This window comes from Paenibacillus pabuli, assembly GCF_039831995.1.
Taxonomy (GTDB): domain Bacteria; phylum Bacillota; class Bacilli; order Paenibacillales; family Paenibacillaceae; genus Paenibacillus; species Paenibacillus pabuli_C.
This window is the reverse complement of the sequence record NZ_JBDOIO010000003.1, coordinates 301253-314074: the sequence shown is the minus strand read 5'-3', so window position 1 is coordinate 314074 and position 12822 is coordinate 301253. Positions and strand designations below refer to the sequence as shown.

Annotated in this window: 9 protein-coding genes; 2 read left to right on the top strand and 7 right to left on the bottom strand. The window is 44.7% G+C overall.

The genetic code is table 11. The features are described from left to right. Window positions 1-6: 6 nt before the first annotated feature. The 3 genes from ABGV42_RS03705 to ABGV42_RS03695 form a co-directional block, all read right to left on the bottom strand. Window positions 7-540, bottom strand: coding sequence for a hypothetical protein (locus ABGV42_RS03705; protein WP_347380430.1), 534 nt, complete (start codon window positions 538-540; stop codon window positions 7-9). Window positions 541-668: 128 nt separating this feature from the next. Next, a complete protein-coding gene (locus ABGV42_RS03700; RefSeq protein WP_347380429.1) occupies window positions 669-1433 on the bottom strand; it encodes a hypothetical protein in 765 nt (254 codons plus the stop codon). Window positions 1434-1900: 467 nt separating this feature from the next. Further along, a complete protein-coding gene (locus tag ABGV42_RS03695; RefSeq protein ID WP_347380428.1) occupies window positions 1901-2872 on the bottom strand; it encodes an aldo/keto reductase family protein in 972 nt (323 codons plus the stop codon). Between the two features lie 135 nt (window positions 2873-3007). On the opposite strand from ABGV42_RS03695, the gene ABGV42_RS03690 reads away from it, so the two are divergent. After that, window positions 3008-3385, top strand: coding sequence for a MerR family transcriptional regulator (locus tag ABGV42_RS03690; RefSeq protein ID WP_347380427.1), 378 nt, complete (start codon window positions 3008-3010; stop codon window positions 3383-3385). 80 nt (window positions 3386-3465) lie between these two features. Here the strand turns inward: ABGV42_RS03690 and ABGV42_RS03685 are convergent, their stop codons facing one another. Continuing rightward, the gene (locus tag ABGV42_RS03685) at window positions 3466-3864 is read right to left on the bottom strand and encodes a YkvA family protein (protein ID WP_347380426.1); all 399 of its coding nucleotides are present in this window, start codon (window positions 3862-3864) and stop codon (window positions 3466-3468) included. Between the two features lie 345 nt (window positions 3865-4209). Between ABGV42_RS03685 and ABGV42_RS03680 the strand changes: the two genes are divergently transcribed. After that, window positions 4210-5568: an alkaline phosphatase gene (locus ABGV42_RS03680; protein ID WP_431523599.1), complete on the top strand. Its 1359-nt coding sequence runs from the start codon at window positions 4210-4212 to the stop codon at window positions 5566-5568. A 123-nt stretch (window positions 5569-5691) separates the two neighbouring features. Here ABGV42_RS03680 and ABGV42_RS03675 read toward each other — a convergent pair whose 3' ends face one another. The 3 genes from ABGV42_RS03675 to ABGV42_RS03665 form a co-directional block, all read right to left on the bottom strand. Continuing rightward, a complete protein-coding gene (locus tag ABGV42_RS03675) occupies window positions 5692-5880 on the bottom strand; it encodes a hypothetical protein (RefSeq protein WP_347380425.1) in 189 nt (62 codons plus the stop codon). A 112-nt stretch (window positions 5881-5992) separates the two neighbouring features. Further along, window positions 5993-6340, bottom strand: a complete 348-nt coding sequence (locus tag ABGV42_RS03670) for a hypothetical protein (protein ID WP_347380424.1) — start codon at window positions 6338-6340, stop codon at window positions 5993-5995. A gap of 376 nt (window positions 6341-6716) precedes the next feature. After that, window positions 6717-12803: an S-layer homology domain-containing protein gene (locus ABGV42_RS03665; protein ID WP_347380423.1), complete on the bottom strand. Its 6087-nt coding sequence runs from the start codon at window positions 12801-12803 to the stop codon at window positions 6717-6719. Between the last annotated feature and the right edge of the window lie 19 nt (window positions 12804-12822).

The window sequence follows — 12822 nt, the reverse complement described above, 5'->3', positions numbered from 1 at the left end:
ATCGAATTATGCCTCTTCCTGTTCGGCCTGACTAGGCCCAGCCATGAGACCTTGGACGGCACCCATGAACGGCTTGATGGACTTGATCATACCATAGCCCATTTTCACGACGGGCACGAATTGTTGGATCATGCCGAATAACCGCATTCCTCCGCCAAGTAATCCTCCTACACCTCCAGCAGAGGCCCCGCCACCGAGCCCGCCAAACAAGGAACCCATCATGGGCAGAAAGGACGAAACCTGGGCTTGCGGCATTTGGCGCGAACGGGTAGGCCCCTTACGAGTACCTTTACCCTGTTTTCTTTTCTGAGAGGAACCTCCCTTACTGCCTGAAACAACTTTCCGGTTTCGGTTAGAACGCTGGGAAGTGCCTCCTGTTGTCGGAGTGCCCGATACCGTTCCTACACCAGTTAACACCACTCCACCGTTATTCACTTCAGCGATATAACCAACGTATGTTTCACCATTATGAAGAGTCACGCAGACGGGTTTGGCCTTATATCGCTTTGCCTTTAAGCGTATATCGTTGATGTTAGCCATAAAATTCACCTCGCTCTACTGAATCTCCTGTAGTTTACGCAATAAATGGACTGCTTGCCTGTGCGAATGAGGCATCCGTGCGGTATTCTCTGCAGTATGGAACTTATGGCCCCTTTAATATTAAATGATCATAAATTTTCAAATAATTTCATTCTTTCATAAGGAAAATGGCTGCATTCCATATTCATCGAATTCAATAGCTCGTGCTTCTTTTCCATGAAAAGAGTCTCAAAGTTATCATCTGATGAACTCCCCATCTCACTCCAAGAGTAAGGATGAGTTAAAATTTGAACACGTTGCACACCTTCAAGCAGCTCTGCGTTAGGATATCCAAATTTCCATTTATGTTGAGAATCCGATAAATAAAATATGTCGGACTTGTTTGTATTAATTAAATTATTGTCGTGGCAGTAATTAAAATATCTACTGGCATAGCTGTTTATTACGTTGTCTATTTGTAAATCCAAAGACAAAATTAACTTCGTGGGCCTGTGGATCGAAAAACGGTCTATCGGAGTCCCAATAAAACACGATAAAATATCTAGTTCTTTTTTTATTCCATTTACTATGTCGCCGTTGTTATTCTTTGGTAAGTGATAATGTAGTCCAATTCGATGACCCATGCGAATAATATCCCTTATTATTGATATGTTCTCTTCAGAAAAGGGGTTATAACAGTTATTCGATATTTGAATGAAGTATGAAGATCTAATATCCAAATGATTCGACTCAAAATAGGCTAGTATATGTGCTCTAGATAAAGAGAATTCAACATCATGTCTAAGGATAACAAAAGATTTTGTTGCTTCCGTAATCTCTGAATAGTCTAAAATGGGAAGTCCCGTTTCTTTGAGTACTCTAATGATCTCTTCATATTCTTTATAAGTAAACATGCTGCACCATCCAAAGTATTTTATTTATTTTCCCTATAACAGAGCACAACAGATTTTTATTCTATAGATTATTCATATTCGGTATAATCAAGGCGTAACCCAAGAATAAAGTACCTATATCTTCAAATTATAACTTGAAATGGTACGGACTTAAATTACTTTCTTCTTGCATATTACCATTCCAAATAAAAAACTAACTTCAACTAACACGATGAGTACGCAAGTTAAGCCATGGCAATGAAAAACAATTAAAATCTTATCTAAACGGTACGGTAATCGGAAAGAGAACTTTTTTCAGCAAAAATAAAAAGGATTCTTTCTTCTTAAATCGTTTGAAAACATTAACTATGACCAAAAAGGCCAGCCAGTAAATACTGACTAACCTATTCATGCAAAACGATATTCGGTTTCATACCCGCTTGTAATTCTGCCTTCATCTGAAATGAACCTGACACTTAAACCGATTTCTATCTCAGCGGTGCAAAATGGCTGATCGACGACAGAATCTTCTCTGTTTGATCAATGATATCAGACGTAAGTTCCAGCTCGGTCGCTTGGATGTTTTCTTCAATTTGTGCCGGTCTGCTGGAGCCAATGATGGCTGAACTTACAACAGGCTGACGCAGAATCCATGCCAAAGCAAACTGCGACAACGTTGCACCAAGTTCATTAGCCAGTTCCGATAGCTGTGCAGTACATTGGAGTACGTCTTCACGCAGATAACTGTTGATAACTCCATTCGTTTGGTCATTAGAGGCCCGCGTTCCTTCGGGGATCTGCTGTCCAGGTTTGTATTTACCCGTCAATACACCTTGTGCCAGTGGAGAAAATACGATAAGGCCCTGCCCTTCCTGCTCGCATTGTCTAATAATGCCTTCTCTCTCAATATAACGCTCAAACATGTTATAGATCGGCTGATTCGAGATTAACGGACGCAGATTCAGGCGTTTGCCGATACCAGAGGCTTCCGCAATCTGTGCTGCCGTCCATTCGCTGACACCCGCATACAAAATTTTGCCTTGTGCTTGCAAGTCATCCAATGCTCTAAGCGTTTCCTCAATGGGTGTTTCAGAATCAAAGCGATGGCATTGGTATAAATCAATGTAATCGGTACCCAATCGCTTAAGGCTCGCCTCACACTGCTCCATGATGTGTTTGCGGGATAAACCACGATCATTCGGTCCCGATCCTTGCGGGAAAAACAGCTTCGTGGCAAGTACATAACTGCTGCGTGCATACTGCTTCAACGTGCTGCCCATCACCTCCTCCGCACCAGGGTAGGAATTGGATGTATCGAAGAAGTTGATACCCAGTTCATACGCCTTATGCATACAAGCGCGTGCCGCTTCCTCTGATGTAGCCGATCCATAGGTCAGCCAGCTTCCCAATCCAATCTCGCTCACTTTCAATCCGCTTCTGCCTAGTCTTCTGTACTTCAACAAAATCACTCCTTCATTGAATGGTAAAATGCGAGCTTGTCTCCTGAAAACGCTCTATTGAACAATCTTAGGATAGTGGTTAAACTTAGGTTTAAGTCAAGCCATTCAATCGATTTTTTTGAAAGGAAGATTTGCTTGGAATTTACGATTAAACAAGTGGCGGAGCGCACCCATTTGCCGCCTTCCACTTTGCGTTTCTACGATAGAGCAGGTTTAATGCCTTTGCTGAAAAAGACGGAATACGGTACACGCAGATATTCCGAAATGGATATATGCTGGTTGGAGTTGGTCCGCTGCCTGAAGGACAGCGGCATGTCCTTGGAGGACATTAAAGCATTTATGCTGCTATGCCTGGAGGGCTCTTCCACCAGTGAACAGCGCAAGATTATGTTGGAGCAGCATCGGCAAAATATTCTGAAACAAATGGATACGCTGAACTGCAGTCTTGGCACGATTGACTATAAGCTGGAGCATTACAACGAAATTGGTATCTTTCACATCGACACCAAGTAGTATATCGAATGCTTATTTAACAAAAAGAAGATGCCCATCTGAATCGGTTAGTTCAGATGGGCATTTGCATTCCACCAACTCTAAATAAAAAGTTTATAACAGATCAAGCCGATCCAGATGGCAAACACGATCCATATAAAAATAAACAATCCTCCAACAATCCAATTTGTGGGTTTACCGTTTTTTCGAATCTCCTCCGCTTTGTCCCTGCAATCCCGGATGACTTCTTGTGGAATCAGCTTCAAAGCAATTGTAATGCCTAACGGAACTATAATCAGGTCATCGAGATACCCAAGAACAGGAATAAAATCAGGAATCAGGTCTATCGGACTGAATGCGTAAGCGACCACGCCGACCGCAAATAATTTTGCATACCAAGATACCCGAGGATCCTTGTACGCCAGGTACAAGACGAATACATTCCTCTTGATCTCCCGCGCCATGGCTTTTACTTTATCCATCCATTTAACTTGTTTCATCTTCTACCCTCACCGCTTGTCATTGTCATGACTAGATCATAAACCATTCACATCCGGTTTGGTAGCAAATCATGAATAAGATTGAGGCGTGGGCTTACAGTCCCATTCCCTATCCATTTCGAAGCCAGGCACCTTTGCCATTGCAGTAATCGGCTTAAATAAAACGTGAATATACCAGGATGGATTGGGGATCTGCACTTGGCAGGTCCTCTTCTTTGTAAATATTTTACACACTACATACAGAGGACTCGGACTTCTTTTACAGTCGAATGATAATCTTCTTATTGTCGGACAAATGAATAAAGCTACATATGTTCATGTTTAATAATAAAAGGAGGAATTATCGTGAAATTATCCAAAAAAGTACTTCCTGCGGCTGCACTCAGCCTGGTCTTTGCCGCTTCTACTGTCTTGTCTGCGGGTCAAGCCAATGCGGTACAAGCCGTTAGTGTAGAGACAAAAAAAATCAAGAATATCATCTTCCTCATCGGTGACGGCATGGGAACGGCTTATACTTCCGCTTACCGTTATATGAAGGATGACCCTTCGACTAAGGTCATGGAGAAAACGGTATTTGATCATTATCTTGTGGGCGCTCAAATGACCTATCCGGATGACGACACACAAAACGTTACGGACTCGGCTTCCGCGGCGACCGCAATGTCTGCTGGTGTGAAAACTTATAACGCTGCCATTGCAGTTGACAATGACCATACTGAAGTCAAAACCGTTTTGGAGCAAGCCAAGGAAAACGGAAAATCCACCGGACTTGTAGCTACCTCAGAGATCACTCATGCCACACCTGCCGCCTTCGGTGCGCACGATATTAGTCGGAAGAACATGGATGCAATCGCAGATGATTATTATGATGAATTGATCAATGGGAAGCACAAAGTTGATGTTCTGTTAGGCGGAGGAAAAACCAATTTTGTACGTGAAGATCGTGACTTGACCAATGAATTTGAAAAAGTCGGATTTAGCTATGTGACTGATCGCAGTGCCCTTCTCAAGGATACAAATAAACAGATTCTCGGACTATTTGCTGACGGAGGTATGGACAAGTTGATTGACCGTACGAGCGAAACGCCTTCGCTGGCCGAAATGACAAATACAGCCATTGATCGCCTGAGCTCAAACGAAAATGGGTTTTTCCTCATGGTTGAAGGAAGCCAGATCGACTGGGCGGGTCATGATAATGACATCGTTGGCGCTATGAGCGAAATGGAGGATTTTGCAGCAGCTTTCGAGGCGGCAATTGATTTTGCCAAAGAAGATGGAGAGACCCTTGTCGTAGCAACGGCTGACCATTCCACTGGCGGACTTACGCTCGGGAAAGACGGAGAATATAACTTTTTCGTGGATCCGATCAAAGCCGCAGTACGCACGCCTGACTACATGGCAGCTCAAATCGCTAAAGGGGCTTCCGTGGAAGAAACACTTAAGAGCTATCTCAAACTTGAGTTAACTTCCGAGGAGATTCAATCGGTAAAAACCGCAGCTAAAGACGCAGATGTCACGACGATCGACAATGCCATCGAAGCGATAATTGATAACCGCTCGTTCACTGGCTGGACGACAGGCGGACATACGGGAGATGACGTGCCAGTCTACGCCTACGGTCCGGCAAGCCATCGATTCTCCGGCCTGATCGACAATACGAATAATGCAGAGATCATCTTTGATATTCTAAAGAAGCATAAATAATAATCTGCTTCTAACAGCAGCCCTTCTCTTTTTCCGACAGGAAATGAGAGAGGGGCTTTTCTTTATTATCATAAGTTACCTTAATAAAAGAATGGTTATAAGAAGAAAATATGCAGCTGTTGGCTATTGATTTAACTTTTCAGGGTTCTTCACTTTAATCGATACCACTTCCCCGCAGTCCAGACAAACGGTATAGATCTTTTCAGAACCAATCGCCAATTTCTTATCCACTGGACGGAGATTTATAAAATCCGCAGCTTGTACAAATGAATTTCCTCCACAATCATTACATCTCTTTTCTGTTATCTCCATGTAAACTGAGTCCTCCTCGTAATTAAATTGAAAATTAAACCATTTTCAATATACCGTATTAACCAAATCAGGACAATATTAACTCATGTCATAAATGATAATAACACTGCGTTTATAACCGTTCTCCGCATTGGAAGATGATAAAAACAAAAAGTCGCGTACACCGCGACCCCTTGGTTACCGTCTGCTTTCCACTACTCAATCCGCCTTGCTTGCCAATGATATCTCGAACTGTGAACCATTTTTCCCTGCAAATACACATGAGCGCATATTGCACACTTGTCGCACCATACTTCCCGGTCAATAATTGAGCTTTTTCCATAACAGCTGCTTTGGTCGCATCGTACGTTAGATCACTCCCACTACCCGAGGCTGGTGCTGCCATCGCGGACATGGGGGCCAGCATAGTGATCGCCAAGGTAACGGCGGCTATGGAGGTAATTTTTTCAGTGCCAATCACATCATCTCCTGTCTGGTTTAGATCAGATCACTACTGCAAATTGGATCACCTGCAAGTTTATTCTATAAACATGTATTGTATATGACATGATTATGAACGGAAGATGAACGGTGATATTCCAAATCCGGAAATTAAGTTCGTTCATGCGGGATACCCGTTGAAGCTCATGTCGAACATCCCGCTTCCTAAGGCAGATTGGCTACACATTTTTAGAAACTCACACAATCAATGATATGGCTTGCCTATTTCGCGTTTGATTTTAAAGCTCGCAGACTAGAGACTGAGTGCACTTACTTGCTCCGACAAAACAAAAAAAGCCGCCATTCAGGCGACTTCCTTTGAGTGAGTTACATGTGTGAGTTGCATTGAAGGATGTTTAATTATGAATCAGCATATACACTATTTTAGCCATTTCTGCACGTGTAACTTTGCCTTTCGGGTCAAACCGAAGGTGAGCTTTGCCCGTCATCAGTCCGAGTGCATTCACATGCTCGACAGCATCTTGAGCCCAAGCAGATACCTGGCCTTGGTCAGCGAACGCTTCTTGTACCGTGGATTGCTGTTTCTCCATAAACAATACTTGCTGAGCTTTCATCAAAATCACGGCTGCTTCCTCGCGGCTGATCGAATCCTTTGGCCTGAAGAGATTACCGTTTCCTTGCACAATACCAAGTTCGGTCGCCTGAGCAACGGCTGCTGCGTAATATGCATGGGTTGGTACGTCGGCATAAACCGCAGTTTTTTCTGAAGAATCCAACCCAGCAGCACGCATAATTAAGGTAATGAAGTCCCCTCGGCTTACCTGCAAGGCAGGACCGTAGTTCTCATCATCCATTCCCTCAATAAGATGTTTGGCCGCCAATGTATTGACGTAATCTTCTGCCCAGGAGTCTTTCATATCCTTAAATGTTTTATGATATTCCAAGATCGCGTACAAACCTGGGTGCTCCGTTTCAAATGTTACAGTTCCGGCTACGAAGCGGCCGCCTTTGTATTCGATTTCTTGTCCGAGCAGATAAACGCCTGCATACTCCGATTGAATCCGCTTTTGCTGTTCTGCCGTCAATGTTCGATCCATCGTGACCGGACTGCCGAATACCTGAACCTCCATCTCGTTTTCGCCCTGAAGCATAAATATGCGAAGTGATTGTACAATCTCTGGATTTGAATAATATAATGACTTACTCAAACTGTCACTTAACATTTGCTTCGCAGCGTTATGATATAAAGTACTGAAACGCAGCAGCAGCTGATCTGCCTTTCCCCATTCTTCCGGCAGAGAATCAGCCGGGATCGTAACTTTTAACCACGGTGATGAGATTACCATGGAAAGGTCATTAGCTTTCGCCTTTTTCGCCGCGCTGGCAGGAAGATATACGCCAAACTCCCCATCCTGCTCTTGTTTGCCATCAAGCGTAATGACTACTTTCCCTCCACTCGCTGAATCGGTGGCTTGCTCCAGCTCTTGTGCTTCAGCACGATAGGTTCCATCAGAAGATGGATGGAGTGTGATTTGGCCATTACTGATCGGAGCTGCTGGCTTCGTCACACTATCATTTCCTGCTGGAACTCCCGGATTACTGCTACCCGAACCTCCTCCATTTCCCGGAGTCTGTTCCCCCGGAGCAGAAGCCCCTGTAGAGAAACCCCAAATATCGGATAAAGCACTGCCGCTATACTGATCTTCTGCTTTGGCGTACCACTGATAGTAGCTTTCGTTTGAAAGTCCCTTCCATTCCACTGAAGCTTCTCGCCCGCTCGCAACGTTAGCTTTTGAGCCAATTTTCTGATCTGTGTAAACGTTCACCCCGATATAATCGGTGGCTACTCGCTTCGTTGTTGGTGCCAAACCAAGATCCAAGCTAAACTCATCTTTGCCTTGTTCGGTCTCTGGATCATAGTAGTTGTAGTCATCTAGATAAGGTGAATACGTTTTGATATGGAGCTTGTTGTTTGCCATGTCAAACTGCATAAGCCGAATATATCCAAGTCCTCCTTCAGGAGCACCTTGATAATCTGCCAGCATTTGATACACGTTACGGTCAGGAATGCCATCTCCGTTATCATCCAGCTGATCAACCTTAAGTTCGGCATCGTGATAGTGTCCGGAAAGGGCAGCAATCACATTTTGGTTCGGTTTTACAACCTTCTCAAAAATCTCGTCCGCAATCGGTGAACGGTTATTGGATACGAGCAGATACTCATGCAAACAGAGAATCGCTTTGCGTTCCGGATACTTGGAGACAATGTCGTTCATCCATTCAATTTCTTCCTCTCCAAGTCCCCATCCCATGTACACAATGACAAAGTCATTACCGTTCGCTGAAACCAAATCATAATGTCCTCTATTATTCTCGTATGACCCACCAAATACCTGATTGTTCTTGAACCTGTCCTCTCCAAAATACTGCTGAAATTTCGCGTAATCGTTGTCCTGATGTCCCACATCATGATTCCCTGCCAATACTCCATACGGAATGGAGGCATCCTCAAGCACCTTCATATTTTTATCCGCTTCAATCCACTGGTATTCCTGATCTGCCTTATCAACGACATCCCCGGTATGAATAACGTATTTGATATTCATATTTTCTTTTTGTCCGGCGATCCAATTCACGATGTTTTGATAGATTTGAGGATAGCTCTGGGAGTAGTACTGCGTATCCGACATCCAAACAAATGAAAAATCGTAGGGGTCCTGTGATTCCGGCGCAGGTTTGTAACCTGTGGTGACAGCCTGTTCCGTAAGTTCGTCCTGCACCATAACCTGAATAACATGATCATTCTCGTAATCACCCGCTTTTACCACTGCCTTTAATTCAAAATCTTCTGATCCAGCAATGACTTGATCCAGCTGAATCCATTTTTGCTCGCTCATGCTCCAGGCATACAAGCTTACTTTCCTGCCTTCGAGTGACTTGCCCTGCCATTCGATTTCGACGCGATCCGTGTTTTTCACGGATGGATCAAGCTTTACTTCAAAGCGTTGGTAAGGGAACTGCTCTACCGAATCATTGACGAGATATGTTCCGTCGAGCGCAGCAATTTTTTTGTAATCCTCTGCATTCATGGCCTTTTCTCCCGGAGGAGTCATTTCTTTAGGCGGCTCGGTAACGGAAGTATTCAAGTAGCCTGTAAAACCTTCGGCCCGGCTTCCATCGTATTTGTACCCTTTGTAGAACGTCACATCCATGGCATCGTTGCTTGGATCCTGAACTTTAACCGTCAGGTTAGCATCGGAGCCAACATTCGTTTGATTTTGCTTGGGAGCCACTAACTCCGGCGGAAGTGGATTTTCATCGGGCACTTCAAAATTCACGTTTTTCTCCGAAACGTTGCCCACTTTATCGGTTGCCTGAATATTCAGGACATGCTTCCCGCCTTGAATTTCTCCCGACGAGGATCTTAACGGGAGAGTAATCACATTGTCATCCAGCTTCACACTGACCATCTCCACACCGGCTATCGCATCTTTGATTTCGGCATCAATGACGAAATTTCCACGGTACGTCTTACCTTCTTCGACCGTCGGCTTGATGTCAGGTGCCGTATTGTCCACCAAGACTCTGGCCCTTTTTTGCGCTGCACCATCGGTTACCGTTACTTCATGAGCTCCATCCGGGACTCGGGTTGTGTCCCATGCATAGGCTTTAGCCGTAAGATGTTCCGGTTTCAGGTCGAAATGGAAACCAATTGATTCGTTTTTCCCTGCAGAATCACCCATTTTGATCTGTTTCTCTTTTTCAGCGTAGGCCGGATCCCATATTTCAGTCCCGTCAGCCAAAAGCAAGCGAACGTTTTTGACTTCAAAGTCATCTTTGTTCTCCTCCGGTCGTTGATCAAACGGCGATGTTTTGGAACCCGCCCGAATATAGATCACATTGTCGCCCTGAAGCAAACGGTCTGAATCAATTGGAAAAGACAACGTCGTATAGCTCGTAATTGGGTTCATGAACGTATAGAGAATCGATTCGTCCCCCAGTTCCGACGGCCCCATCGTTACTGCGTTTTTGAAATAATAATCGACGTTAACTGCTTCGAATACGAAGTATGCATCATGTTCAAGCGCAGCGAAGGTTTCACCTTCGGGTAAAGCTTTGCCGTCGATGGTAAGGCGAGCATCCATACCCTCCGTTTGCGAGGTTCCTTTAATTGTATGGACACCTTGAATGATATCCTCATCTTTAACATTCAGGCGAAGCGATTCATCGCCTACTCCACCGGTCACGGATATGCTGGTCGTTTCCGTTCTCGTTTCGTTAATGCCATCAGAAGCGACAAAGTAATACTCAATGGTTTTGCGTCCGATGAGATCAGCTGATGTCATTTTATAATGGTACATCGTGTCATCGTAATCTTCCGTCAAACGATGTGCCGTGAATTCAGCCTGTTTGTCAGAGCGGATGAATACTTCCACAGACGTCACTTCGCGGTTATCTCTGGCATCGACGATGAGTTCCAATCCCTCGGATTGGTCAACTTCTGTCATGTTCGTCATGTCCTGAACCGTTGGCGGGACTGCGTCCGACTCCATATGAATGGGTACGGCAGGAACCTGCTCCGGCGTGATGCCGCCTGGCGATGGAGATTGCAAACCCGAACTTGATTTGATCATCATTGTGCTTCCATTTACAGGGTAGGTGTAAGTGATCGCCCTGTCTTCCTTCGTTTCATCCCCTTTGGTACCTTCTTCATAAGTCTGATCGGCATCATAATAGGCAGAAGAAATTTCCTTGCCTGTATTCGTTTTGATCACGAGCGCTCTGCGTCCGGAATTCGCCATGCCATCACTCTGGATCGATTGCAGTGTAGCATTTGGGATTAGATTGGTTTGGTAAAATTGGTTGAATTCCTCCACGGTATAGGCCGTGTTTAAGTTATTTTTAATCCAAAATACAACCGATTGTTGCGCTGGAATAACAAAATCCGGATTAACGGCTCCCCATTCCACGTCGGCACTTGGTCCTTTATCAGGATAACGATAGTACAGGCTGTAGTTTTTAAAATTAACCGGTTGGTCCGTATTGTTATATACCTCGATATACTCATAGGCATCCGTGGACGTCCCCGGTACGTTCGCCGTATTCGGCACAAGCTCAGTAATAAGCAGCGTTGGTGCTTTGGACGGATCGAATGCACCCAATTGAACCTGTGCAGAATATGGCTTGTCCAGATTACCTGCTTGTATCCGGTATTGCAGTTCAGGCTCTGTAAGTACAGACGCCGGAATCGTTGCGATATACTCGTCTGTGTCATTTACATTAGTCATGGTGATGACGGTGAATCTCTGTTGGGAAGGCGTTTTGTATAACAACTTGACTGAAGGTTTGGTCCCATCCGCATTTGTCCCCAGGTTTTTAATCTGCGCTTTCACTTCAAAATCCTGAATGGCCAAGGCAGCAGTTGGAACCATATGCACAATTTCGGTTTGAGATCCTTCATCCACAACAGGTGGAACGGCTTGTTCAGGATCAATGACTCCTGGTGTGGCAGCAACTTTCCCGGAATTCTCCAAGACGCTCATCTGCATGCTTCCGGCAGCCGGATACTTGAAAAAGATCCCCATATTCGCTTTAACCTGAGCCGGTTCATAAGCTGCGGCAACAATACTTTCGCTCATTTGGTTTTTAATCACAAGTGACCTGGCGCTTCCGTTCGCCATGCCACCTCCGCCCTGAATACGGAATAAGCGCTCCCCTTCGATCAGGGCTGTTCCGTAATTGTCATTGAATTGCTCTGCCGTAAGATCGTTGTTGCTTCCGTTCAAAATCCAGAATACGGCCGGGCTTCGAGCAGGAATGATGATATCCGCATCTTCTTCTGTCTTCCAATTATCCTTATTATTGTAGAAGAAATAATAATCTTTGAAGTTAATGTCATGATCCGTATTATTGTAGACCTCAACGAACTCGTACGCATCAGAGCTGACGTTAGGCAAATTGGTCGTATCCGGTACCATCTCAGTAATCAGCAGCTCTGGTCCTGAGGACTGCTGCATGTGGGACATGGAAGGTCGAATTGCCGTTGAGTATCCTGTAGATTGAATGATATTTCCTACCTCATCCGTAATGTCAATGGCATAGTTTAACTCGCTTCCGACCAAAGTCTCACCAGGAATGTCCCCCGCGTAGGTATCTGGACTCTGCGCTGCGGATACAAGTTCTACCGGAGCATACATTTGGCCATCTACCGAATAAGTGATTCGTCCAGTCCACGGCTGGTCGGTGCCATATACCGTTGTGGTAACGGTATAGTTCTGCATTTCGTAAATCCAATCAGCCGGGGTGTGGTCTACCTGAACGTTTACAGCTTGAGTGACTTGTGTCTGTTCCTGGCTGTCTTCCTGCGGCAGGCTTTCTGCATGAACTGCTGGCAGTGATGTGAAAGGCATCCCGGTTGTCAAGATCATGCTGCTTAATAAAGCGATTGCAATACTTCGCTGAAGAATCCTTCTTCTGTTCAATTTAACCCGCATCTCCTTT

Excerpts from the sequence above, each read along its gene's own strand:
- ABGV42_RS03675 (WP_347380425.1), bottom strand. The coding sequence starts at position 5,880 with ATGGAGATAACAGAAAAGAGATGTAATGATTGTGGAGGAAATTCATTT.
- ABGV42_RS03685 (WP_347380426.1), bottom strand. The coding sequence starts at position 3,864 with ATGAAACAAGTTAAATGGATGGATAAAGTAAAAGCCATGGCGCGGGAG.
- ABGV42_RS03700 (WP_347380429.1), bottom strand. The coding sequence starts at position 1,433 with ATGTTTACTTATAAAGAATATGAAGAGATCATTAGAGTACTCAAAGAA.
- ABGV42_RS03705 (WP_347380430.1), bottom strand. The coding sequence starts at position 540 with ATGGCTAACATCAACGATATACGCTTAAAGGCAAAGCGATATAAGGCC.